The following is a 26,387-nucleotide window of genomic DNA, read 5'->3' on the forward strand; positions in this document are numbered from 1 at the left end:
ATAAAAAGTTTGTAAGCTATTAGGTAGTTTACTACTTAGTGTGGAATCTATAATAATTAATTTTTTGACTGCATCATAATAGACATAGATGTAAAAAAGTTTCATAGTCCTGAAAAGCAAAGGATAAAAGGTTTAGGAAAATTATCTATTTATATAGAAACAGAAGATAAAAAAGAGGCGAAAAATGTCTCTCAGTTAAAAGATGTAGGGGGATAATGAATGTTGTTAATGATTTGTGATGTAATTAATACCTTTTGTCAAGCTTTTATATTTTCTGTCATAACTCAAGGCATTGTTTCTAAGGAAAAGAGATTATCAAAGCTTAAATTTTTCATGTTGTTTGTAGCAATAAGTGCAGAAGTAATATTTCTTACATATAGTGACTTTAATCTTCCTTTTGCGAATTTTGTCATGATAATGCTAGTCTTGATTTTGACAGTAACATTTTTTAAAGAAAGTATAAAGGAAGCCTTTATAGGCTTTGGTATAGCTTATTTCATTATTACCATATTATCTTATTTTTTAGTAACCCTTTATCAAAGTGTTTTTCTATCACTTAATTTATCTATTTCCAAAGAGTTACAAATGCTTTTGTTTGTTTTTATACCTGCTTGGGGGATTTATTATCTTTTATATAGGTGCAGAAAATATATTTTTAATGTTGCAATATTTTTTAAGAATTTAAGAAGTTCCTTGCCTTTTATTATACTTATGGATCTATCATTAGTAATTTTAGATACTTTAAGGATGGAGTGGACAATCGAAATGATGAGTGTTACATTTAAATTGTTTATGTGCCTACTAATCTTTATCGTTTTTATAACGGCTCTAATATCTTTTGCAAAGATAAATAGTAAGTCAAAGGAAGTTGAATTACTTAATTATCAGCTAAACGAAAAAATAACTGAGCTTAGAAAACTGAAACATGATTATGGTAGTGAAATAAGCAGTCTTTATGGATTATATCAGCTTAAGAAGTATGATAGGATGGGTGAGATATTAAAAGGAATTGTAGATAGATATCAAAAAATGTCCATGTCTATTAATGTAGAACATAAGGTTAATCCTATAGTTTCATCGGTGTTGTATAGTGCTAGTAATGCGGGCATTAATGTAATAACTATAGATGATGCAGATTATGATGAATTAAGTATATCGGACAATGAGCTATTAAAGATTCTATCTAATATTGTAAATAATGCTGTGGATGTACTTAAGAATACTGAAAATCCAACAATTAAGTTTAAAAGCTATAATGGTTATGACTCCATAATTATAAATATAACCAATAATGGACCTAAAATTCCTGATGAGTTAAAAGAGAAATTATTTCAATCAGGATTTACTACAAAGAGTAAAGTAGAAGGGGAAAGAGGTTTTGGTTTAAGTATAGTAAAAGACATAATAAGCAAATGTAGCGGAAAGATTACTGTGGAAAGTAATGATGACTTTACTCAGTTTAAAATAGAAATTCCTAAAAGGAACTTTAGTATTTGATACATTATTAAATAAGAAGATGTTAGTGGGGGAATAAATGTATGAGAGCTTTAATAAAAAAAATAAGCCATCGCATTGCAGAAGTAAATAAATATACTAAAGATCAAGAAGAACAGATTGAATATGCCATGAAAATATGTTCATTTGAACTTATTAAAATTTTTCTGGTAATTTTAATATTTAGCCTTTTAGGATATGCCTCTAAAGTAATTGTAGCTATGATAGTTATGATTACTACAAGATCCTTCATTGGAGGCTACCATGAGGACAACCAGGTGAAGTGCTTTGTTGCTACCTTTTTAATTAATGCAGGGGTTATTTATTTAGGATGCACTGTACATATTGGAATAATAGGAAAGATAATTATATATTTATTAGCTCTATTTTGCATATGGAACCAAGCGCCAATAGTTAATCCTTTGATGCCTATTACTAGAGAGGAATTGTTAAGGAGAAATAAAATAGTTGGAACAACAATTACTTTGATATTTGTTATTATTTCTATAGTTTTTGAAAATAATAAAGATTTATCTAACGTAATTTTATGGATGATAGTTTTCCAGGTAATGTTGATGTTTAATAAAGAAAAATAAGAGTAAAGCGTTTTTAGACACTTTACTCTTTACTGTTTTCTTAAGGAGTTTCTATTAATTCGTCCCAATTTTCTATAGTTTCTATAAGGTTTTCTATAGTTGGGCTTTTAGCATTTCTTACATAATATCCCGAAGTTGCATTGGCAGTATATAGTGCTCCCTCTAGATCTAAGCCTAGTAGGAAACCGAAGCATAGTCCTGCATTAAAGTTATCTCCACCGCCAGTAGAAAGCTTAGGCTTTTTAACATATAGACTAGGTGTTTGAGCAAACTCTTCTTTGCCCCAAGCTAAAGAATCTGTTAAGGTATGTACAACTAAATAGTCAACCTTTAAATTATCATACATATATGCACCTAACTCTTTTAGGCTAGGAACTTCCTTATCAGGGAATAGGGCCTTAAACAATAGTATAGCCTCATTTTCATTTAATCCAAATACAACAGTATTGTAATTGTTAAATTCCTTAATTAGTTTTACTGCTTCGTTTACATCCTTATGAGTACGTTCAGAGAAATCCGCCATATCAAAGAACACTATTCTTTCTTTGTTAACTGGAGAGTCTTTATATATTTCATCTAAAATTCCTCTATAAATTTCATTAAAGTTTAGCATACCAGTCCAATTTACTAAACCGATAAGATTGCTGTTAATAAAGAAATCTTTTAGAGTATCAAGGCCAATAATATCTTTTAAGGTTTGCCAAGTGATTTTATTTAAATAATCTCTTTGAGATAGCATTATCTTACCATCATCAAATTCTAAAGCAGTGGTATAACCAGGATTTCCTATACTATACAATGTACAATTTGGAGATAGGTCCTTGAACACTGGATCTATATCAGGATAACCTAAGGCACTTATACAATTAACTTTTGCGCCTAAGGAACCCATAGCATTAGACATTATAGGTGAGTTTCCTCCAAGCTTAGTAAATCTTTCGCAGATTTCAATTCCACAACTCATTCCGCTTTTGGAGGTAATATGTTGTCCAAACTGAGCTATATCATTAAAGAAGAAATAGTTTTGGTTTTCATCTTTACTATGTACTACTCTAACAATCTTATCGATAAAAGCATCTATGCCTATGGTAGTTTTTTTAACCTCTAAAAGTCTCTTTCGTTCCTTTAACGTTTTCACCGTTTTTTGGCGAACTTCATTCATTATTATAACTCCTTTCTCTCTACAAAAAATAAATGAAATAATCCTCTTGCAAAATATTGTATCAACAATTTATAAGCATTTCAAGAAAATAACCATGCCTATAAAAATATATTAATATAGAAAAATTATTATGAATCTTTCTAGTAATAATTTTCGTATAAATTAATTAATAAAGGATAAGTTTAATAGAGAAATAAGAAGCTTTGAGCCATAATTGTTAAATTGAAAAATTTTATTGTATAATATTATAGCTATAATGAATATGAAAATATTACAAAGGATATTTACTTTAATCCTTTGAGAAATGGTGGGAATAATGAGAATTGTGATTAATAAGAAAGGTTATTTATATAGATTAGTGTTTCTTATATTAATAGTGATGACTTTAATTGCTTGCAGAGGTGGTAGTACTACTAGGGAAAAAATTGATGATAAGGAAAATAAACTGTTTGGTACTATAAGGATATGGTGTAGTGAAAGAAGTAAAGAAAGTATAAAAAATTCAGTTATGCTTTTTAAACAGAAGTATCCTAAGCTTGTTATAGAAGTTACTGCCTTAAGTGAGAAAGAAATTCAAAGTAAGCTTAACAGGAAGGATATAAGTGATGATGACTTTCCGCATATAATTGAAATAGGTAGCTATGATATAGCTAATATGGTTGAAAGCTATCCTGACTTTTTTGTTCCAGTAGATAGTATTATGGAAAATAGAAGGGATAAGTTTTTATCTTGGAAACTAGAAGAAATGACTTATGAAGAAAAAATCTATGCTTTTCCTTGGGACATAGAGCCAAAGATTTTGATATATAATAGAAAATTAGCAAAGGAATATAATATTTCTACCTTTGATATAAAGACCTGGTTGGAATTTTCTAATTTAGGATTTTTGATTAAGAAGCAGACCTCAAATAACTTGAAGCTTATAGCCTTGAAGGAAAATGTAGATGGCAATTTATATAAAAGTATGTTGAGACAGTTTAGGAAAGGCTTATATTCAAAAGGAAATTACATTAATTTACCAGAAGAAAATAAGAAAGTCTTGTCTACTATTAGAGGTATGTATAGTGAAGGAATGGTTTATACATTAAAAAAAGAGGAAGATCCTTTAGAAGTATTAAAAGAAGGAAAGGTTCTATGCATTTTAGGGGATTCTTCTGATGTAAGTAGATTAAATAGAGAAACAGAATTTAAAGATTTTCAATGGGAAGTTCAAAATTTACCTGCCTTTGAATATGGTGGAAAGAGAATGGTTTATGGGGAAGGAAATGCCTTAATGCTTACCAAAAAATCGGAAAGTAATAATGGAGCTGTAGAGTTTCTAAATTTCTTATTGACAGATTCTGAATCTGTTACATACTCATTAAAGGAAGCAGGAATAATTCCTTCTATACCAATACTTTACAATTTATCGGAATTTAATATTAACAGCAATAATTATCAAAATATGAAGCTTTGGAGATTTATGGCTGAACAGAGTAAGGAGGAAGAGGCACTTTTATACGATCATAGATATGAAGTTATAGAAAAACAGTTAATTCAAATGGAACAAGCAGCTATAGAAGGGCGGGATATAGAAACATTAATAACAACAGAGGAAAAAGAATTAAATAAAATGATGGATGTTGAGTTCAAGAAAAATTGATAATGAATATAAATAGGTGGCTAAGAAGCCACCTATTTTCATAACTGAATAATTTGCTCATAAATTTTTAAAGTTTCTTTTGCAGTCTTTTGCCAGGAGTATTGTGAAGCACGTTTTAGTCCTGCTATGGAAAGCTGGTTTTTTAAAGTTTCATCGTTTAGAATCTTTACTAAAGATTCCATTAAGTTCGAAGTATCATAGGGATCTATTAGTATACCTGCATCTCTTACAACTTCTGGAATGGAAGAAACATTAGAACTTAATACGGGAGTACCACAACTCATTGCTTCTAAAGGAGGTAGTCCAAAACCTTCATAAAAAGATGGGTAAACGAAGAGTTCTGCACCGTTATATAGTATAGGAAGTAGATCTTCTTCAACAAAACCTGTAAATATTACCTGAGATGAGATTCCAAGCTTTTCAGTAAGTTCCTTTAGACAGTTACCTTCATCTTTCAAGGACCCTACTATAACTAGGTTATAGTCCTTGTTCAAATCCTTATACACCTTTGAAAATGCCATAATTAGAGAACGAACATTTTTTCTGGGAGAAAATCCTCCTATATATAGTATAAAAGGCTTTTTTATGTTCATTTTCTTCTCCAGCATATATCGGCACCATTGACGGTCTATAGGCTTATATTTTAAATCTGCTGCTAATGGTGTTACAAAAACCTTATTTTCATCAACAGGAAAGAACTTTAAAATATCTTTCTTTGACCATTCTGATACCGTGATAATGGCATCGGCAAACTGAAGGATATTAGGGACTTCCTTAAGAAACTTTAATAAGTATCCCTTACCTACTGTTTCTGGCATAATGTAGGGAATTAGATCATGTACCGTTATAACCTTTTTACATTTAATATTTTCTGATAAACCTATGCCATTTTGAGGTACATGATAAAGATCTATTTTTTCCTTTAAAAGATTGCTGGGCATATAATTTTGTTGAAAGAATCTATGATGTTTTTTAGAAGTCATTATAATTTTTGAATTAGGATAGTTAAAACGGTCATAGTCATCTCCGGACCAATAAATATGATAGTAGTTTTCTTTATCTATATTTAAAAGCTGGCTTAGAACATTGTCAGTATAGGTACCGATACCTGTTCCCTTATACCAATTGACACCTCTAGCATCAATGGCAATTCTCATATAATCCTCTCCCTAAAAATGCTGGATAATTGCAAGGGACCTATTTTCAATATTAGGTCTATATACTATAAATATTATCTAGCAAGGTAAAATGTGCTATAAGGAATTAGAATTTTATGTTCTTTAGTAATAAAGCTAAGCTTCACAGAAAGAGTCGCACTTATATTAATCCCTACATATAATAAAAAAGAAGTAATCTTTTGGAGGCCTAACCTTGGATACAGCCTTTGTTAAAAAAATCGTGGCAGAGAGATATGGAATCATAGCAGTTACTATAGAGAAGATTAAGAATGTTTATATGGTATGTGATGAGAGAAGGAAATTCTGTCTAAAAATAATTAAATATGAAAAGCCACATTTTGCCTTTATATTAGCTGCAATAAATCATTTGCGCAATAATGAATTTAAATCGGTACTGCCTATTATAGAAACTCTAGATGGAAAGCAATATATTGAGCTGGATAATAAATTTGCCTACCTTACACCTTGGGTAGAAGCAAGGGAAAGCAACTATGATAATCCTATTGATATAGAAAGAGCTGCAAAGGTTCTAGCAGAACTTCATATAAAAAGTAAGGGCTTTGAGATAAAAAATTACATGAAGCCACGTATAGGCTGGTTTAAATGGTTTGACAATTACAGAACTCGAAAGAATGAAATATTGGATTTCAAGAGAAGAATTGAAGCAAAGGAAGATAAGACGGAATTTGATAGGATTTATATGGAGCATATGGAAGAGGAATTATTACGATGTGACCAGGCCTTACAGCACCTAGGAGAAAGTAACTATTACATTAAAATGACAAAAGAGATGAGAGGTAGAGGCTTTTGTCACCATGATTTTGCACATCATAATGTATTAATAGGAGCAGATAACAAGGTTACTATTATAGATTTTGATTATACCATATTAGATACCCATCTTCATGATTTAGCTAGTCTTTTAATAAGAAGAATGAAAAATGGGAAATGGGATTTAGAAAATGCCAAATTCATCTTAGATGCTTATGACTCTGTTTATAGAGTAGAAGGGGATGACATACCTATAATGGCTGCCTTTATGGAGTTTCCTCAGGATTATTGGCAAGTAGGAATTCAGTATTATTGGGAACAACAGCCTTGGGGTGAAGAATTCTTTTTGAAAAAATTAACTAGGATAATTGAAGATAAGGAAGAAAAGCAAGAATTTATTAATGAGTTTAAGGTCTTTAACTATAAAGGAAAAGGGGGGAGAACTTATTGAGTGAAAAGTACTATTTAGATTTTAAGGATTATCTTAATAGCTGTGGCATTAATATAGTAAAAAGCTTTGATGAGGAAGAAGAGTATAAAGAACCGTTATCGAAGGATTGTATATACAAGCAGCTTTCTACCATAAGTAAGTTTCATAAGTTAACCATGGGAATATCTTCCTTTAATTCAGGTTTAATGGAAAATGCTACAGGTAGAAAGGTAGAAAGATGTAAAGTAAAAATTAAAAAGTTAAAAAGAGATATAAGTAGATTCAAGGAAAATGGACCTACTAATGAATTTGAAAAGCTTGTGCTTGATAAGGGACCGGAGTATTTAGAAAGAGCTGAGAAATCCATAAAATATATTTATGGTAATGGATACTTTGGTCTTATTGAAAGAAGTATGAAAAGAAATGAAATCTGCATTGGAAGTACTTACATTGATAATATTAGAGAGGACAAAGAAATAAACATAAGAAGCTTAAAGAAATGTTGTTACAATATGGTTGAATGTGATGCTGTGTATTTCATTAATAAGCTTAGAAAAAGGGGAACTAGCTTTGATTTTGATGAAGTTATTAGGCTATTTTGCCATTTGGAAGGCTTATCTAAGGATAGTCAAGCTTTCATAACTGCTATGGTTTCTTTTCCTGAGGAGTTTATGAAATGCTGTGAGAGATACCGATATGGTAAAAAAGAATGGAATGAAGATGAATATGCTAAGAGACTATTAGAAGCCATAGAAAAAGATGGCGAAAGTCTTCTTTAGTAGAAGGGTGGTGTCTGAAATTAATGATATTGTTAAGTATAGAGAAAAAAAGTATTTATCAAGATACGATCTGTATGTAGATTTATTTAAGAAATTTGGCTTAAAGGTTACAGATCTAGTACCACTAAGAAATGTATATTTGCTATTTACGGATAAGGGTAAAAAAATTTTAAAGAAGGTGGAATACTCTAAAGAAAATTTGCAGTTTATTTATGAAGCTGTGGAATATATAAGAAGAAGCTTTAATAGAGTTATTAGCTTTACTAAGACTTCAGAAGGTGAAATATACGCCATTTGGAATGGAGAACTTTACTGTGTAATGGATGTGGCAGAGGGAAGAGAAGCTCAGTTTAGTAATCCTATAGATGTAAGTATTGCAGTTAAAAGTATAGCAGAAATGCATAAGGCTTCAGAGGGATATAGATGCAACTATCCAGAAAAGTGTATGTTAGGAAGAGCTATTGACAACTTCAATAGAAGGTTAGAGGAATTAAGGTTTTTTAAGGAACTAGCATTGTTACATGAATACAAGAGCGGTTTTGATGAAGTTTTTCTTAGTCATGTAGATAGTTATATTAAGGAAGTTGAAGAAAGTATCAAGTTCCTTAGTTCAACCCCTTATTTGAAGCTATGTAGTGAAGAGGATAAAAAAGTTATCTGTCATCATGATTTAGCAGATCATAATATACTAATCAATGAAGATAAAGCTTTCTTTATAGACTTTGATTTTGCTATTATAGATTTAAGGGTTCATGATTTATGCAATTTTATTAATAAGGCAGTGAAGAACTTTGTATTTGATTTAGAAAAGGCAAATAGCATAGTGGAAGAGTATAGTGCAATTAATCCTCTTGATAAAAGGGAATTAGATGTATTAAAAGCCTTTCTAAGTTTTCCAGAAGATTTTTATAATATATCCAAGGATTATTATGCTAGAAGAAAGGAATGGGAGGAAGAGACCTTTTTAGATAGATTGATGAGAAAGTTAGAATATAAAGAGTATAGAGATGAGTTTTTAAGTAAATTTCTAAGTGGAATCACTTGTTAAGAGTTTATATTATAAGTAGCAGTTATAAAGAAAAAAGTATGCCTATTTTTAATAGGACATACTTTTTTCTTAATTTTTTATATGAAGTATATATGGATAGCAAAATTTAAATATTAACTTTTTTAGCTTTAACTTTTTTTTGTACTATAAATGCTCTAGCTACTATAGCTATTCCAAGGCAAGTTAGAGCCAGGATTAGAGACTTGTTACTATCAGATTTTGCTCCTCTGTACATAACTACAGAACTTAATGCTGGAATTTCATAAGTGTTACCTTCAATTATCTTTAAGGTTTCTACTCCAGCTTTTTCTCCATCAACAACTATATTCCACTTGCCATCCTTTGGTAGGGTTATAGTTTGTGGTTTTGTCTCAGCATTGAAAGCTACAACTATATCATTCCAAGTATCTCCGTTAGCGTTATTATTTATTTGATAAGCAATAACACTATCAGGAGTATCTTCAATAAATTTAAGGTTTTCCTTTATCATATCAGCAGTAGGCATTTTAAAAGCTGGATGTTCTTTTCTTAGTTTTATTAAGCCTTTATTATATTCCACAATATCTTCATTGTCTGCTTTAGTCTGCCAGTTTAATGCGTTAAGTTCTTCAGAAGCATTGTATGAGTTATCATTTCCATCTTTTGATCTTAAAAATTCTTGTCCAGCATGGATGAAAGGAATACCTTGAGAAGTGAAGATAATGGCAGAAGACATTTTGTGCATCTTCTTTCGATCTTCTTCAGAGGAATCTGGATTTGTGAAGCTTAATTTATCCCACAAGGTATTATTATCGTGAGCTTCTGAATAGTTGGTGGATTGATAGGGTTCTACTCCATCACCCCAAGTTGATAGTTCATCACTATATTTAATCGCACCAACAATACCTTTTAAAACATCGGTTTTAGCACCATAATTTCCATTTATCCAACCTGTTTCTTTTTTATTAAATACGCTTCCCTTGATACCGTCTCTGATAGTATCATTGAAGAAACCTATACCTTTAAGAAGCTTAGCGTTTTTTTGGGTAGATTCCTCATCAGTAGAAAGGATATTTGACATATCCCAACCTTCACCGTGAACAAATATAGTCTCATCAATGTTATCAAGGGTAGCTCTTACTTCCTTCATTGTGGTAATATCAATAAGCCCCATTAAGTCAAATCTAAATCCATCAAGATTGTATTCTGTAGCCCAGTATTTTACTGAGTCAATGATATACTTTCTCGCCATTGGATTTTCTGAAGCAATTGTGTTACCACAACCGGATTCATTTGCCCAGCTACCATTAGCATCTTTCCTGAAATAATAGCCTGGAACTATATTATTAAGGTTTGATGTGTTAACATCGTACATATGATTATAAACAACATCCATTATTACTCTTAAATCTTCATTGTGTAAAGCCTGGATAGCTTGTTTTAGTTCTCTAATTCTTGCCTTTGGATCTAAAGGATTAGTAGAATAACTTCCTTCTACTGCATTATAATTCTTAGGGTCATATCCCCAGTTATAAGAAGCAGTTGGATTCTTTTCATCTACTGTAGCATAATCGTATATTGGAAGTAATTGTACATGTGTAATACCTAATTCCTTTAAATAGCTTAAACCAGTAGAGGTTCCATTTGGACCCTTTGTATCCTTAGGTAAGAAAGCTAAGAAAGTGCGTGGATTTGCAATTCCGCTATCTTTGAAAGAGGAAAAGTCTCTAACATGTAATTCATATATTATAGTATCCATAATGCTCTTTTGCTCTGGCTTTTTGTCTGGTGTCCATCCTTCTGGATCAGTAGAGTCTAAATCTACTACAACACCCTTATTACCATTTATAGTAACCGCTCTAACATAAGGGTCGACGGCTTCGGACCAATTACCAAAATTATTGACCTTATATGTATATATTAAACCATCTTGATCTCCAGAAATCTCCGCAGTCCAAGTTCCTTTTTCAGCCTTGGTCATATTTATTTCTTCTTTAGGAGTAGTATCTTCAGACTTTTCATAAATCAATAATTTTACCTCAGAAGCTAAAGGGGCCCATACCCTAAAACTTGTTTTATCCTTATTGTAGGTATTACCTAAGTCATCGCCATCATAATAATACATTTCATTGAATTTTTCGCTGGACATAATTTTACCGGTACTTGCTTGCTTTTCGGTAAATCCTTCTTTGTATACGGTAACATTATCCCCAAGATTTAAATTTTCTGCTAAAGTTATTTTGAAATTACTAGATGTAGTATTAGCGCTATCAGTAGTTACTTCCTTAATAGGAATATTCTTATCGCCTACCTTAATAGAGAAGCCTTCATTGTCCTTACTTGTTACTTCTGCAGCCATATTTAAGGTAACGTTTAGTATATTATAATCATCTATGTAAGCGGATTTTATTTTACCACCTAATTCAACATCTTCTTTTGAAGTATAGAATTTCTCTTCTCCTTGAAGAACCCAAATTTCAGCTATTCCATTATCAGGTATATCATTAATGAATCTGTCTTTGTCTATATCTTTACTTTTCCAGTCTCCTTCACGAACTATAAAACCAATTTTATCAGACTTAGATAGGCCCGTTAGTTCAATTGTAGCAACCTTTCCATATTCATCTTCTCCTGTAAATTCATAAGCCTGTCCGTCTTTACCATCAGGCCAGATCCACAAATTCCAATCATTATAATTATTATCTAGTCTTCGATAATGAATAATAAGTTTTACTTTGTCTGGAATCTTTGCAATCGTTTCCAACCCGGGGCAAGAAAATAGTATGCTAGTAAATGCAAAAATAAAACAGATAAATGAGGTTAAAAATTTATGGTTTTTCATTACTAAATCCCTCCTTGCTTTAATATTATTCGACATGAGTTGTTAATATACCTTTTTAAAATTTAATAAAGTTTAAAGAAAATTAAATTTTAATAGGGAAAGTTCTCTTTTTCCTTAAGAAATGTATAAATAGATAGATGAAGTTAGATATCTATATTAGGAGGGTATTTTATGAAGAAAATTATTATATATGCTATATTTTTGAGCTTTATGCTTTTACCTAATATGCAAATTAATGCTAAGGTGCATGATAGAAAAGCTATAGAGCAATGTCTTGATAACTTTTTTATAGATTATTTTAATGCTTATAAGTCTCTAGATAATAGCAAGGCAATAAAAAAGTCTAGAGATAATGAGCATTTATATGCCTTTCAAAAGTATCATGAAGTAGAAGTAAAGTTCTTGAAAGAATTGGATCTTATCTATAAAGATATAAAATATAAGGTGGATTATTATAAAATTCAAGTAAATTATAATAGTGCAGCGGTGGGAGCACTAGTAGATATGACCTTTAAATATAATCACTATGAATCCATAGAATCCGGTATATATAATATAAGTTTTGATTTTTTCTTAAGAAAAGATCAGGATAGATGGTATATTGAGAAAGTTGAATCAGATTATGAAAAGTATATGATGTTCATGGAAGATGTAAATAGGAAAAGGAGCAAATCCTATGAAGAAGGCTTTAGAAAGGAGCTATCTTTTGGAGAAGCGACAGATGAGGTTTTTGATGAGCATATGAAGAGAATATATGAGGCAAAGGTGAAAAAAACTGCTATACATAAAGGCTATTTTAGAGCAAATTCTTTAGAAGACAAAAGAATCTACAGTGGAAAAGTAGAGGGATATTTACCGGAAATAGGAGTGGAATATGCTTTAAAATTTGCAGAATCTCCTATAGATAAAAGATTCTTTTATACTACTAAGGCCAATTGCACTAATTTCGTATCACAATGTGTTTGGGCTGCTTTGGGAGGATATGATAGCAAAGATCCTAGAAAGGTAGCAGAAAACATTAGAAAAAGATATAAAATGACAGATATCTGGTATGGAAATACTGGAGGTGGAACACCTAGTTGGGAGTCTGTGGAGAGGTTTTACTCCTATTTTATTAGTGAGGATAAAGAGAGGGAAATTGATGGAGAGGTACAGAATAATGACCAATTGGCAGTAAAATTAGATCCTGTCTTGATAAAACCAGGAGAAGTACTTCAATTTAGAAAGGGAAATAAAGGTCCTTACACCCATTCGGTATATGTAACCTCAAATACTAATAATGGAGATTTCAGTGGTATATTCGTATGCCAACAGTCTACTGACTGGAAAAACAGAAATTTAGAAGACTTAATCTTAAGTCCTGGTTGGGGAGGATATGATAAGTGTTACATGAGAAGGATATACTTTAAAAATAAATAATAGAAAGGCACTGGGAGTTTAGAAGCAAGTTTAATCTCTAAACTCCGTCATATGCTTCCAATATCTTTTAGGCATCATTTGGAGTCTTAGTCTATCATTCTTTCTTTCCTCAATGGCTATAGTCTTGTAGTAGTTTTTCCATAAGTTTTCATAAAAGCCACTATTGGCGTATTCAAGACTTTCTCCATAGCTTTTTTTCATAGATGTAAGAAGCCATTGCCCACTGTCATGTAGCACGGCCAGCTCCCTTTTTAGGTCATGTATAATCCATTTTTGATTTGAAAAACGAGCTGCAAAGTGAGGGACTAATAAGGTAAGGATATTGTGATCAGGCTCTATGGAAGCGTAATAAATTTCTCCAGTAAGGCAAGAGAACCTTACAAAACCGCATAGCCTATGGACCTCATTGTTTACTCGCTTAACTTTTTTTGAAACCTGTAAAACTATAGGGTTATGTAAATGGTGCTGTATTTTTGGTCCTATTTTAAAGCCAAGCTTTATATATTCTAAAATTAGCACTTCAAAACCTGACTCTTCAGATAAAAACACAGTAAATATATTGTTTAAGGCCTCTTTACCTATTTTATTTTCAATGGCCTTTTCTACTTTTAAACTTTTTTCTTCTGAGGTTTCAATATAAACTTCTTCTGTTAACAGAGTCTTTTCATAGTTCTTTTCACTTTTGATATCCTGAGCCTTTTTATCTGAGTAATAATACTCATATATACAAGTTAATAATCCTTGAAAACTGCCGTCATATATATAGGTAACAAGCATAGGGCACCTCACAGTTCTCCATGAATTTTTGAAGTGTAATCTTCCTTACCTAGTAGTACAGGGAGGTTACTAAAGAAGGAGAGTTGTTCAAATTTTTCATCATCTCTTAATTTCTTTGCCATAGGAGAGGTGTCTAATAGTCTATGCCTTATAAGCTGGTCATCAAAACTCACATCTCCATAGTATTTTCCCTTACAGGTAATAAAATATTGAGCTCGCTTTAACACTACTCCAATTTTCTTCAAATCTTCAAAGCTTATTGTATGAACCTTTCGTATAGACAATATTTTATAAGCAGACCTTACTCTAATACCTGGAACTCTTAGTAGCTCATTATAAGAGGCCTTATTTATTTCTATAGGAAATTTATCTATATTTCTCAAGGCCCAGGAAGTTTTAGGATCAAAATCTTTCTCTAAATTAGGATGCTGATCATTTAGTAATTCATCTGCCTTGAAACCGTAAAAACGAAGGAGCCAATCCGCCTGATAAAGTCTATGTTCTCTTAGCAACGGTGGATGTTTAATACTAGGAAGCTTAGGTCCTTGGGCTACGGGAACAAAGGCGGAATAATAAACTCTTTTTAAAGCAAATTTATTATAGAGATTTTGGGATAAATTGAGTATTTTATAGTCGCTGTCTACAGTGGCACCTACAATAAGCTGTGTACTTTGTCCTCCCGGTACAAATAAAGGAGTAGACTTTATTTGCTTTCTTATATCTTTGCTTTCACATATTTCCTTACTAATTAGGTTCATAGGCTTAAGAATGCTTTCCTTGGTTTTTTGTGGAGCTAATAGTTTTAAACCACTGCTAGAAGGTAGCTCAATGTTAACACTCATTCTGTCAACATACAGTCCGGCTTCTTTAATCAGTCTTTCATCTGCTCCTGGTATAGCTTTCACATGGATATAGCCATTGAATTTATGTTCAAGACGAAGCTTCTTAACTACAGTGGTTAGAAGTTCCATAGTATAGTCAGGGCTTTTAAATACTGCAGAGCTTAAGAATAAACCTTCGATATAATTTCTTTTATAAAAGTTCATAGTGAGATCTACCACTTCCTCTGGAGTGAAGGCAGCCCTTGGTATATCGTTGCTGTATCGATTTACACAATAGGCGCAGTTATATATGCAATAATTAGTTAGCAATATTTTAAGGAGAGATATGCACCTTCCATCAGCAGAAAAGCTGTGACATATACCGGATTCTACTACATTGCCTATACCGCCGGGAATATTTTTTCTATTACTGCCACTGGAGGAGCAGGATACATCATACTTAGCGCTATCTGCTAATATTCTTAATTTTTCTTGTAAATCCAATATTACTCCCACCTCTATAAGGAATCTTTTTACTGACCTATAAGAAATAGTATATCCATAATTATATCAAACATACGTTTGGAAGTAAATAAAAAGATACCGCAAACTACCTTAAAGTTAGTTTTGCGGTTTTTAATTTTAATAGAAATTAATGATTTTATTATAGGCTTTTATAGTTTGCAGAGCGGTGCTATTCCAACTAAGCTCTGAGGATCTTATAAAACCTTTAGTTATAAGCTTTTCTCGTAGGTTCTTGTCTTCTAGAGTTTTTAACATGGCTTCGAAAAGCTCATCAGTATCCCAAGGATTTATTAAAATAGCATTGTTGCCAACGATTTCTGGAATGGATGTAGTGTTTGAAGCTATAACCGGTGTACCGCAAGCCATAGCCTCCACCGGTGGTAATCCGAAACCTTCATAGAAGGATGGATAGGTAAATAATTCTGCAGCGCTGTAGAAGAAGGGAAGATGTTCAATAGGAATAAAACCAGGAAATATTACTTTATTCAGAATTCCTAAGCTTTCAGCTCTATTTCTGTATCTTTCATAGGAGACGCCCTTCTTGCCTGCTATAACCAACTTAATATTTCTTTTATACTTTAAAACTACTTTGCTAAAAGCTTCGATAAGTCCTAAAATATTTTTCCTAGGACTAAAGCCACCTATATAGAGAATATAGTCATCTTCAATGCCATATAGTTTTTTTATTAATTCTTTACTGTATTTTTTATCTTTAGGTTTGTATATATTTTCCGGAGCTAGATGGGTAACAAATATTTTTTCTCCGGGATAATCAAACTCTTTCATAATATCTTCCTTGGAAAAATTGGAAACGGTTATTATACCATCACATTGAGGAATTATTTTAGGAATCTGATCAAGAAATATTTTTAAGTAACTTGGTCCCACTGTCTCCGGCATCTTATAAGGTATTATATCGTGTAGGGTTATTACCATTTTGCAGGGCTTATCCATAGGTAATCCTATTCCATTTTGTGGGACGTGATATAATTCTACTTCATTATAATGAAGAATATTAGGTATATTAACTTCATCCCAGAAGTCATTACTGTTATTTTCTGTAATATTACGCACATTGAAATTACTATTAAAGTCTATATCCGTAGAGCACTTATCTGGCATGAACAACAAATAATTATTAGAAGTATCCAATTGGTTTATAGAATTGATTAGTTGATAGGTGTAGTTACCTATGCCCGTTCCCCTATACCACTTTGCAGCTCTTCCGTCAATTCCAATTTTCATTGTGGATAATCCTTTCATAATGGTCTTAATTTATTATATTAGCCCTATCTGAATTTTGCGACAAAAATACATAATTAATCCAAATATAAAAGAAAAGTGTTAATAAATATAAAACAAGCCTCATATAAATTAGATGGGAGGTGATAGCGATGATGAGAGAATTTGAGATTGAAAGGCAGTTTGGCATTAAAATTGAAAGTATAAAACCTAATAAGGGTGTGTATTATTTAAAGACAGACAAGGGTGTCAGATGCTTAAAGAAAATTAATTATGGAATCCAAAAACTTTTATTCGTATATGCTGCAAAAGAACATTTAATTAATAATGGCTTTAAAAATGTAGATAGATATTATCTAAACACTGAAGGTGCTCCATATGCCCTGGTTAACGAAGATATTTATACACTCTCAAGATGGATAGACGGTAGAGAGTGTAATTTCCAAAGCGAAGAAGATTTGATATTAGCAGCAAAAAGTCTTGCAATGCTTCATCTATCTTCAAGAGGATATGAACCTCCTGAAAATAGTAAGTTAAAAACAGACTTAGGTAGATGGCCTCATTTAATGGAGAAAAGGATTAAATCCTTTGATAAAATGAGGGACATGGCTAGGAAAAGAGGTATGAAGACAGCCTTTGACCTTACCTACATAAAAGAGGTTCAATTTTATAAGGACTTGGGTAAAAGGGCAATGGCTATCTTAAATGATTCTAAATATACAGAACTTTGCGCTATAGCGGAAGAGGAAAAGAATTTCTGCCATCATGATTATACTTATCATAATATAATAATTGATGATAATAATGAAGTAAATGTTATTGACTTTGATTATTGTAAACGAGAAGTAAGGATATATGATCTATCTAATTTCTTGATAAAGGTTTTGAAAAGGGTACAGTGGGATATTAAGTATTGCAACTTGATTATAGACGCCTATAATAGTGTAAGTCCTATAAGGAATGAGGAATATAGAGTCTTGTTTGCTTTCCTGGTATTCCCTCAAAGATTCTGGCGCTTGTCTAATAGATATTACTACAATGAAGTTAACTGGGGACAAAACACCTTTAATAAGAAGATAGAAGAGTTAGTGGAAGAACAAACTGCTTACTTAAAATTTATCGAAGATTTTAAGAAAGAATACAATCAGAAGGAGTAATGTGGATCATAAGATCTAAACTTTTATATTTAAGTCAAAAAGCTTATTCTTACCATGTCTAAGAATAAGCTTTTTGACTTTTTACTTAGAATCCTAATTTTAGGCATTAATTTTGAAACCATCTTAGCGAAGTTTTTAAAAGAATAGCTTATTTTTCACCTATTAGCAAGTTAGTCATATTATATAATGAAAGTTATTAATGGAGTGGAAGGAATGGAAGTAGGGGATACTGTAGTTAGAAAGTCCTATGGTAAAGATATTACCTTTAAAATAATTGGTGTTAATGAAACAGAGAAAGGTAGACAATATGTTATAAAAGGTCGAAATTTAAGACTTATAGCAGACTCTCCAGAAGAAGATTTGGAGCCGGTTAAAGATAATCATACTAGTGTAAAGGATGAAGTCTTCAATAAAAGGGTAAATAAAGCTATAAAAAAGGTGCTGTCAGAGAGGAATAATTATTATAGATCTGAAAATTTAAGAATGGGTAAGTCCAGTAAAAGCATTCGTCAAAAGGAGCTGACCTTTGGGAGACCAGGAAGAATTCTTCATGTAGATGGAGATTCAGAGTATCTAAATACCTGTCTTAAAGTATATCAGCAGCTAGGAATAGATGCGGTAGGACGTTTGGTAGAGGAGAAAAAACAGCCTTTAGAAATTGTAAAAATGGTAAAAGAGTTGAAGCCGGATATTGTAGTTTTAACCGGTCATGATGCAATTTTAAAAAAGAGTAAGGACTACGCTTCTTTAGATAGTTATAGAAATTCCAAATATTTTGTAGATGCAGTCACGGCTCTAAGGGAGTACCAATCTAGCTACGATGAATTAGTTATATTTGCAGGTGCCTGCCAATCCTGCTATGAAAAGATTTTAGATTCAGGAGCAAACTTTGCTAGTTCTCCTAGCAGAGTATTAATTCACTGTCTTGATCCGGTTTTTATTTGTGAAAAAATTGCTTATACCAACATAGAAAAAATAGTACCTATTCATGAGGTGCTTGAAAATACTATTACCGGAATAAAGGGTGTTGGAGGGTTACAGACCAGAGGTAAATATAGAGAAGGATATCCCAAATCTCCTTATGCTTAGAACTTTTTAATTACTAAATCCCTCTGAAATAATCATCTAGGGAATAGAAAACTAGATTTATTTCGGGGGATTTAATTTTTTATAAAATTTACTATAAAGAATGATTTTAGTTGCTAGAATAATATAGCATTATCATAATAATGTCAAACAAACAACTAAAATGTAGAAGTTTAGCTTATAGTACTATTTATTGATTAGTTAGAAGTGGGGTTTTATGGTATAAGTTGGGTTTTACGTCGAATTATATATAAGTAAGTAACTTTAAGTATTAACTTACGTATATATTTTCAGAGAAATTATATTTTTAAAATCAATGAAAAAAAGAATAATTAATACGTAAAGTGGAATAATATAAACGTTTATTGCGTATTTAGTTACTGTTAATATAAATTTAACATTGACAAAAACGTTTACAGCATGATATTATAATATGTTTATTTGACAGAAAACCGGTTTTCGAGTATAATGTAGTTGTAGCTTGATGTCAATTTGATAAACACAGTAACAACGCAGGTATTTTCACATTAAGGTATTTATAATATTAATAGCTTGCCTTTTATCAATTTATCTATATCTATATCTATATAAAGGCAGTTATTTATAAAAAAACAAGGGTTACCAATTTAGCAATTATGCTTTCGTTGGAACAATTGTGGAAAGAGGGTGTTTTTTTATGGAAATGAAAAACAGACTAGCGGCTATCAAGAAGGATATTGAGGGCCATGTTGGAGAAAGTGTTACATTAAAAGCAAATGGTGGGAGAAGAAAGGTGCTTGTAAACAAAGGTATAATAGAAAAGACCTACCCTAGCATATTTGTAATAAGGCTTGATAATGACACCCGTAGGACTGTGACTTATAGTTACTCAGATGTATTAACAAAAACAGTACAATTAGTTTATGCAGGATAATACATAAGCATAATATAATCCTTGGAAGAGATCCAAGGATTATTTTTTTAATGTTTTAACAAAGAAATTTATATTTTTAATTAACGATAAAAACAGACAAAATTAGAAGGGCCTTTTATATTAAATTAAATTTTGGTAGAAAAATAATACAATAAATGTATGCTTGTACTAAAAAAGAAAGATGGTGGGTATCCATCTTTCAACTATGGTATAAAAGGGTATTGAGAATTTATGAGAGGTTATATGGTCAATAACCATTTATAATAATACGTCAAAATCTGTCGTTTGTCAATAGTAATTTTCTTTGGGGATTTAGGAATAATTTCTATACTTCCTTTGTATACATACTTTAGTAGGTATTATAGGAGGTATAGTATGGCTGCATTAGAGCTAATTAAAGAAAATATAGAATATGAGCAGTTACTAGGGGAAAACTTTTCCGATACTGTCATTAAGGGAGAGTATTTAATTCCCGATACTCATCCTGACGTAGTAAGAATACTTATGGTTGATGTAAAACCTTCCATAACTTCAAAAGAAACTATGCAGGATAAGGTATATGTTGAGGGACAGGTGCTTTATAATGTTATTTATTTAGCTAAGGAAGAAGAAGGTTTGGGAGTTTATAATGTAAACTACACAGATAACTTTTCAAATTATGTTGACATACCCAACGCAGAACATAAAATGTTCTGTGAGGCAGAATGCTATGTTGAACATATGGATTCTACCTTAATTAATGAAAGAAAGGTTGGAATTAGCGGTATAATCAAAATAAAGTCATCCGTTTACAAAAATTACAATTTTGAAGTGGTAAAATCCATGGATAAAGATGAGGATGTGCAAATGCTAAAATATCCAACGGTGGTAGATAAGGTGCTAGATAATAGCTTTACAGATTTGGTTATCAAGACTCAGATCAGAGTACCTATGGATAAACCACAGATTGGAAAGGTTCTAAAGTGTGATGTAAGCCTTCATAAAAAAGAGATTAAATTAAGTGAAGGTAGAATTCAAGTTTCTGCCTTTGCTAATGCAAAGTTGCTTTATAGAGGCAAGGAGGAAAAGACTTTAGTATGTCTTGAAGATGATGTGTTTATAAGCAAAGAGCTTGAATTAGAATCTGTTTTGCCTTCTATGGTAGCCTTTGTTGATTTTAAAGTGGAATCTTTGGATTATGATATAAAAGAAGATGACCTAGGTGAAGATAGGATTGTGGATATTGAGGCTATAGCTAATGCGGTTATTAAGGTGCAATACAAAGAAGAAATAGACATGATTGAAGATGCTTATTCACCAAAGGTAGTTATGGATATGATAAGAAAAACTTATAATTTAAATGTACTTCAAGGAGCTAATCATGCAGAAACTATTGTTAAAGAAAATATTGAAGTAGATAATAGTCCAGCAACTATTGTTTTGAGCCAGGGCCATGTTATGGTTACAGATAAAAAAATTGTAGAAGATAAAGTAGTTATAGATGGTATCGTTAAAGTAAATATTTTATTCTCAACTAATTCAGAAGAGGAAGAGTTTAGCACTATAACTGAAGAATTACCCTTTAGCTGTACTGTAGATATAGAAGGTTCAAAAATAGATATGGAATCTACAGCTAAAGCTAATTTGGAAAGTTTAGAAGCTTCTGTTGAAGCTAATACAATAGCAGTAAAGGCCGTTGTAAATGTTGAGGCTAGAGTTAATTATTCTATAGAAAAAGATTTCCTTGTAGATATTGCTGTAGCTGATGAGGAAGTACCATTAAAGAAGGCTAGTGTAACTATTTATGTAGTTCAACCGGGAGATACTTTATGGAAGATTGCAAAACGATATTACACTACTATAGATGAAATTGTTAGAGTTAATAACATAGAAAATCCAGATTTGATTTATCCAAACGACAAGCTGATTATACCAGGAAGAGCTATTGTATAATAGATAGTTATATTCTAATAAAGGTGTCTTAAAATATAGGGACACCTTTTATATTTTTTGAAAAATTACTAATAATAATTTGTGTAATGCATTAACTAGGTACTTTGATATTTTTTGAATAAGCAAATAGCTATTGGATAAAATAAAAGATACCTATGAGAGGTGGTGATCCTTTTGGAAGAGAAAGTAGAAGGAACTCTAATAATAATTGGAGGAGCGGAGGATAAAAAAGGAGAAAAAGAAATATTAAAAGAAGTTTGTTCAAAGATTAATAAAGAAGATGATCAGTTGGTTATAGCTACAGTGGCTACAGAGTGTCCCGTAGAAGTAGGAGCTCAGTATAGGGCAATATTTGAAGGTTTGGGAGTCAGTAAAGTTAATATATTAAATGTATCTTCCAGAGAGGATGCTTGTGCTAAGGAAAATATAGAAATGGTAAGGAAAGCAGCTTTAGTATTTTTTACTGGAGGAGATCAATTAAGAATAACTAGCATGTTGGGGGGCACCCCTTTGTATAATTGCTTTCTTGAAAGATATGAAGAAGGTTGTGTGTTTGTAGGGACCTCAGCAGGAGCCTCTGTTATGAGCGAGAATATGATAGTTAATGGACTAGATGATGAATCTCCTAAAAAGTGTACTTTAAAAATGGCACCGGGTCTTGGCTTGGTAAAAGGGGTAATCATTGACCAACATTTTGCTCAAAGAGGTAGAATAGGTAGGTTACTGGTGGGAGTAGCAGAAAATCCACAAAGCTTAGGTATTGGCATTGATGAAGATACAGCTATTGAAGTAAACAGCCAAGGTATTTTTAAGGTAATAGGTTCTGGTGCTGTTTATGTTATAGATGGAAGTACCATAAGCAGGAGCAATGTATCTGAACAATATCCTAACGAGATATTATCTATATTTGATTTAAAAGTACATGTGTTAAAATCCGGAGATAGATATGATATAAATTTAAGAAAACCATTTGCAGAGGAATAATATTATACTTTAATGTTTTGGCTTGATAAATCAAGGAGGAAAATAAAACAAATGAAACTCTTAAAATTACAGGTATTTAATGGAAGAAATGTTTATTCTCATAGAAAGTGTATAAGGTTAGATGTAGATTTAGAAGGTTATCGCGAAACTCCTAGCAAGGACATAGAAAATTTTAATGAAAGACTATTACAAATGTTACCGGACTTACATAACCATAGATGTGGGATATACGAAGAAGGTGGATTTGTTACGAGGCTTAAAGAAGGTACTTATTTAGCACACATTTGTGAGCATATTATCATAGCTTTACATAATTTAAGTGGTATAGATATATCCTTTGGTAAGGCTAGAGAAATAGAGGGTGATCTATATTATATTATTTTTCAGTATGAGTATGAAAAAACAGCTCTTAAGTGTGCTTATCTTGCCATAGATATTATAAATATGCTAATAGGAAAGATTGATAATATAGATTTTGATAGGCGAATAATGGATATTAAAAATACTCTTAATAAAGAATATTTAGGGCCTAGTACTGAGGCTATTTGCTTAGAAGCAAAGAGAAGGGGTATCCCTGTAATAAAAATAGGTGATACAGGACTATATCAATTAGGAAATGGAAAGTACGGCAAAATGATTGAGGCTACTATATGTAGTGATACTAGTGCTGTAGGTGTAGATATTTCCTGTGATAAGTTAGCTACAAAGGAAATATTAGCTATGCATAATTTACCGGTAGCTATAGGTTATAAGGTAAAGGGAACTGTTGATTTATTATATTATGCAGAAAAAATTGGATATCCAGTAGTGATAAAGCCTCAATTTGGAAATCAAGGTAAAGGTGTAATAGTTAATATAAAAAATCGCTTAGAACTAATAAAGGCCTATAATTCTTTGATTGAAAACTATAAGGACATAGTTATTGAAGAGTATATAGAGGGAAAGGACTATAGAGTTTGTGTAGTAGGTGGAAAAGTAGTAGCGGCAGCACTAAGAATACCACCCTATATTATTGGAGATGGTCATAAATCAATACGGGAGCTAATATATGAATTAAACAATGACCCCAGAAGAGGGGATGATCATGAAAAGCCTATGACTAAGATAAAAATAGATGAAGCTTTGATTTCTCATTTGAAGGAAGCAGGCTATAAGCTTGAAAGTGTATTGGAAGAGGGCAAGAAGCTTTCCTTAAGAGGGAATGCTAATATTTCAACAGGAGGTATGGCTATTGACTGTACCGATGAAATATGTGAAGAAAATAAATCAATCTGCATAAGAGCAGCCGCAGCTTTAGGATTAAATATTTGCGGCATAGATTTATGTTGTTTAGATATAGGAAAGTCTATAAAGGAACAAGGAGCTATAGTAGAGGTGAATTCTGCACCAGGTATAAGGATGCATTACTTTCCTTATGAGGGTAAAAAACGAGAAGTTGCTAAAGCTATAGTAGATATGATGTTTCCTGATAAAAAAGCATCTATACCCATAATATCAGTGACTGGAACTAACGGTAAAACTACCACTACAAGATTGATTGGTCATGTTTTGCAATGTGCCGGCTATAAGGTAGGAATGACAACCACTGGTGGTATATATATAAACAATGAATGTATTGAAAAAGGGGATACTACCGGTTATGATAGTGCTCTTTCTATCCTCTTAAATAAGGAAGTGGAAGTAGCAGTCTTAGAAACAGCTAGAGGTGGAATAATAAGAAAGGGTCTGGCTTATGATATGGCAGATGTAGGAGTAATTACTAATATAACAGAAGATCACTTAGGCTTGGATGGAGTTAATGATTTGGAAAGCTTAGCACATGTAAAAGCGCTTGTGGTAGAGGCGGTGAAGGATGAAGGCTATGCTGTCATTAATGGGGATGATAAAGTATCTAAGAGCTTGTTAGATAGAATCAAAAGTAAACTTGTGGTCTTTTCTAAAGATAGTGGCAATCCTCTTTTAAATAAGGCTGTTACTAGTGGTGGTATAGCTGTATATTTAAAGGATAACTATATCTACGTGGAGCAAAAGCATATTGTTGAAAAAGTAATAAAGGTTGAAGACATACCAATAACCTTGATGGGTAAGCTTAAATTTAATGTGGAAAATAGTCTTGCAGCAGTAGCAGCTTTGGTTTCTATAGAAGTACCATATAAAATAATTAGCAAGGGACTTAACAGCTTTTTTGGAGATGAGTTTGGCAATCCAGGAAGATTCAATATCTTTAATGTGAAGGGAACTACTGTTATTTTAGATTATGGACACAATAAAGAGGGGTATAGGGCTGTAACGGAGGTCTTACAAGAAATAAAGAATAAAAGACTGGTTGGTATAATTGGAGTACCTGGAGATAGACTAGATAGTGATATAGTTGAGATAGGAAGAATCTCTGGCCAATGCTTTGACTATATATATATAAAAGAAGATGATGATAAAAGAGGAAGAAGAGAAAGAGAAGTAGCAGAACTACTAAAAAAAGGGGTTATGGAATCAGGAAGGATAGATGAAAGCAATGTGAAAATATTAGATAATGAAAAAGAAGCACTTGTTGAAGCTATAGACAATTCAGCGGCAGGGGATATTATTATGGTATTTTTTGAAAAATATGAGCCTTTATTAGAGATTGTAAAAAGTCGAATGGAAAACTATGTGTTGGAAAAGGTTGCAACCTAATAGTAACTTTTGTTCTTTACATTTCCTGCAATCTAAATCATAATGTATTTATATAATTATGATTTTGTTGCGTGGAGGTAAATTATGTTAGTTAAGGCTTATGCAAAGATTAATATATCTTTGGATGTAGTTGGCAAGCAGGATAATGGATATCATTTGTTAGAAATGATTATGCAAAATATAGAACTATACGATTTGATAGATATCACAAAGCGTGATTCTGGAATAGAAGTTAAATGTAATATCCCATATGTTCCTACAGATGAAAGAAATTTAGCTTATAAGGCAGCAAAGCTTTTTATTGATACCTATGGAATAAAAGGAGGAGTATACATTAATATCAGAAAGAACATACCTGTGGCAGCAGGTTTAGCAGGAGGTAGCTCCAATGCTGCCGCGGTTTTAAAGGCTATGAGGGATCTATATGAAGTTGAGGTTTCTGATGAAGAATTAATTAAATTAGGTCTTCAGATTGGTGCAGATGTACCATATTGTTTTGTTGGAGGTACAGCCTTGTGCACAGGAATTGGAGAAGTAGTTAAGCCACTAAAACCCTTCAAAAATCATATTTTAGTAGTGGTTAAACCCAACTTTGGTGTTTCAACAAAAGAAGTTTATGGTGCCTTGGATATTAATAAAATTAACCTTCATCCTAGAACCACAGATATTATAAGTGCTATGGAAAGAAATGACTTAGAAGAAACCGCTGCCTTAATGAAAAATGTTTTGGAAAATGTTACATTGAGAAAGCATTATACATTGAGGGAAATTAAGAAAGATATGATCAGACAAGGAGCTATAAATGCCTTGATGAGTGGCAGTGGACCTACTATATTTGCTTTTTTTAATGATATGCTAAAAGCCCAAAAGTGCTTTGAAAGAATGAAGGAAAGATATTCGGAAGTTTTTATAACCCGTACAATATAAAAGTTAATAC

20 protein-coding genes are annotated in these 26,387 nt (G+C 31.9%); 14 read left to right on the forward strand and 6 right to left on the reverse strand.

The genetic code is table 11. The features are described from left to right. The first annotated feature begins 219 nt into the window (after positions 1 to 219). Both N3C_RS07500 and N3C_RS07505 read left to right on the forward strand, forming a co-directional pair. On the forward strand, positions 220 to 1,497 hold the full coding sequence (locus N3C_RS07500) for a sensor histidine kinase (RefSeq protein ID WP_074365427.1): 1,278 nt from the start codon (positions 220 to 222) through the stop codon (positions 1,495 to 1,497). 41 nt (positions 1,498 to 1,538) lie between these two features. Continuing rightward, the gene (locus N3C_RS07505; protein ID WP_074365428.1) at positions 1,539 to 2,090 is read left to right on the forward strand and encodes an accessory gene regulator ArgB-like protein; all 552 of its coding nucleotides are present in this window, start codon (positions 1,539 to 1,541) and stop codon (positions 2,088 to 2,090) included. A gap of 40 nt (positions 2,091 to 2,130) precedes the next feature. On the opposite strand, the gene N3C_RS07510 is transcribed toward N3C_RS07505, so the two are convergent. After that, positions 2,131 to 3,252: a carbohydrate kinase family protein gene (locus tag N3C_RS07510; RefSeq protein WP_074365429.1), complete on the reverse strand. Its 1,122-nt coding sequence runs from the start codon at positions 3,250 to 3,252 to the stop codon at positions 2,131 to 2,133. Positions 3,253 to 3,568: 316 nt separating this feature from the next. Here N3C_RS07510 and N3C_RS07515 point away from each other — a divergent pair, with 316 nt between their 5' ends. Further along, on the forward strand, positions 3,569 to 4,894 hold the full coding sequence (locus N3C_RS07515) for an ABC transporter substrate-binding protein (protein ID WP_074365430.1): 1,326 nt from the start codon (positions 3,569 to 3,571) through the stop codon (positions 4,892 to 4,894). A gap of 38 nt (positions 4,895 to 4,932) precedes the next feature. Here the strand turns inward: N3C_RS07515 and N3C_RS07520 are convergent, their stop codons facing one another. Beyond that, the gene (locus tag N3C_RS07520) at positions 4,933 to 6,051 is read right to left on the reverse strand and encodes a glycosyltransferase family 4 protein (protein WP_074365431.1); all 1,119 of its coding nucleotides are present in this window, start codon (positions 6,049 to 6,051) and stop codon (positions 4,933 to 4,935) included. A 214-nt stretch (positions 6,052 to 6,265) separates the two neighbouring features. Here N3C_RS07520 and N3C_RS07525 point away from each other — a divergent pair, with 214 nt between their 5' ends. From N3C_RS07525 to N3C_RS07535, 3 genes are read left to right on the forward strand one after another with little or no spacing between them, the layout of a single operon-like run. Next, the gene (locus N3C_RS07525) at positions 6,266 to 7,294 is read left to right on the forward strand and encodes a CotS family spore coat protein (protein ID WP_074365432.1); all 1,029 of its coding nucleotides are present in this window, start codon (positions 6,266 to 6,268) and stop codon (positions 7,292 to 7,294) included. Then, complete coding sequence (locus tag N3C_RS07530; protein WP_074365433.1) at positions 7,291 to 8,052, forward strand: protein kinase family protein; 762 nt, start codon at positions 7,291 to 7,293, stop codon at positions 8,050 to 8,052. Before N3C_RS07525 ends, N3C_RS07530 begins: the two co-directional genes overlap by 4 nt. Then, a complete protein-coding gene (locus tag N3C_RS07535) occupies positions 8,033 to 9,100 on the forward strand; it encodes a CotS family spore coat protein (protein WP_074365434.1) in 1,068 nt (355 codons plus the stop codon). The genes N3C_RS07530 and N3C_RS07535 overlap by 20 nt, the downstream gene beginning before the upstream one ends. 106 nt (positions 9,101 to 9,206) lie before the next feature. Here the strand turns inward: N3C_RS07535 and pulA are convergent, their stop codons facing one another. After that, on the reverse strand, positions 9,207 to 11,921 hold the full coding sequence (pulA, locus tag N3C_RS07540) for a type I pullulanase (RefSeq protein WP_074365435.1): 2,715 nt from the start codon (positions 11,919 to 11,921) through the stop codon (positions 9,207 to 9,209). 171 nt (positions 11,922 to 12,092) lie between these two features. Between pulA and N3C_RS07545 the strand changes: the two genes are divergently transcribed. After that, entirely contained in the window at positions 12,093 to 13,340 is a 1,248-nt protein-coding gene (locus N3C_RS07545) for an amidase domain-containing protein (protein WP_074365436.1), read from the forward strand. Positions 13,341 to 13,370: 30 nt separating this feature from the next. Here N3C_RS07545 and N3C_RS07550 read toward each other — a convergent pair whose 3' ends face one another. From N3C_RS07550 to N3C_RS07560, 3 genes are all read right to left on the reverse strand, one after another. Next, the gene (locus tag N3C_RS07550; RefSeq protein ID WP_074365437.1) at positions 13,371 to 14,117 is read right to left on the reverse strand and encodes a TIGR03915 family putative DNA repair protein; all 747 of its coding nucleotides are present in this window, start codon (positions 14,115 to 14,117) and stop codon (positions 13,371 to 13,373) included. Positions 14,118 to 14,125: 8 nt separating this feature from the next. Further along, the gene (locus N3C_RS07555; RefSeq protein WP_074365438.1) at positions 14,126 to 15,442 is read right to left on the reverse strand and encodes a putative DNA modification/repair radical SAM protein; all 1,317 of its coding nucleotides are present in this window, start codon (positions 15,440 to 15,442) and stop codon (positions 14,126 to 14,128) included. A 138-nt stretch (positions 15,443 to 15,580) separates the two neighbouring features. Then, entirely contained in the window at positions 15,581 to 16,708 is a 1,128-nt protein-coding gene (locus tag N3C_RS07560) for a glycosyltransferase family 4 protein (RefSeq protein ID WP_074365439.1), read from the reverse strand. Positions 16,709 to 16,857: 149 nt separating this feature from the next. On the opposite strand from N3C_RS07560, the gene N3C_RS07565 reads away from it, so the two are divergent. The 7 genes from N3C_RS07565 to ispE all read left to right on the forward strand — a co-directional run bounded on the left by N3C_RS07565 (position 16,858) and on the right by ispE (position 26,377). Further along, on the forward strand, positions 16,858 to 17,862 hold the full coding sequence (locus tag N3C_RS07565; protein ID WP_074365440.1) for a CotS family spore coat protein: 1,005 nt from the start codon (positions 16,858 to 16,860) through the stop codon (positions 17,860 to 17,862). 213 nt (positions 17,863 to 18,075) lie between these two features. Then, positions 18,076 to 18,951, forward strand: a complete 876-nt coding sequence (gene yabG / locus N3C_RS07570; RefSeq protein ID WP_074365441.1) for a sporulation peptidase YabG — start codon at positions 18,076 to 18,078, stop codon at positions 18,949 to 18,951. Between the two features lie 673 nt (positions 18,952 to 19,624). Beyond that, on the forward strand, positions 19,625 to 19,861 hold the full coding sequence (locus N3C_RS07575; protein ID WP_074365442.1) for a Veg family protein: 237 nt from the start codon (positions 19,625 to 19,627) through the stop codon (positions 19,859 to 19,861). A gap of 375 nt (positions 19,862 to 20,236) precedes the next feature. Next, a complete protein-coding gene (locus tag N3C_RS07580) occupies positions 20,237 to 21,793 on the forward strand; it encodes a DUF3794 and LysM peptidoglycan-binding domain-containing protein (protein ID WP_074365443.1) in 1,557 nt (518 codons plus the stop codon). A gap of 174 nt (positions 21,794 to 21,967) precedes the next feature. After that, positions 21,968 to 22,777, forward strand: a complete 810-nt coding sequence (locus N3C_RS07585) for a cyanophycinase (protein ID WP_074365444.1) — start codon at positions 21,968 to 21,970, stop codon at positions 22,775 to 22,777. 51 nt (positions 22,778 to 22,828) lie between these two features. Beyond that, entirely contained in the window at positions 22,829 to 25,450 is a 2,622-nt protein-coding gene (gene cphA / locus N3C_RS07590) for a cyanophycin synthetase (RefSeq protein ID WP_074365445.1), read from the forward strand. Positions 25,451 to 25,534: 84 nt separating this feature from the next. After that, the gene (ispE, locus tag N3C_RS07595) at positions 25,535 to 26,377 is read left to right on the forward strand and encodes a 4-(cytidine 5'-diphospho)-2-C-methyl-D-erythritol kinase (protein WP_074365446.1); all 843 of its coding nucleotides are present in this window, start codon (positions 25,535 to 25,537) and stop codon (positions 26,375 to 26,377) included. The last annotated feature ends 10 nt before the right edge of the window (positions 26,378 to 26,387 follow it).

It is taken from the genome of Clostridium sp. N3C, assembly GCF_900095445.1.
GTDB lineage: Bacteria > Bacillota > Clostridia > Clostridiales > Clostridiaceae > Clostridium_AU.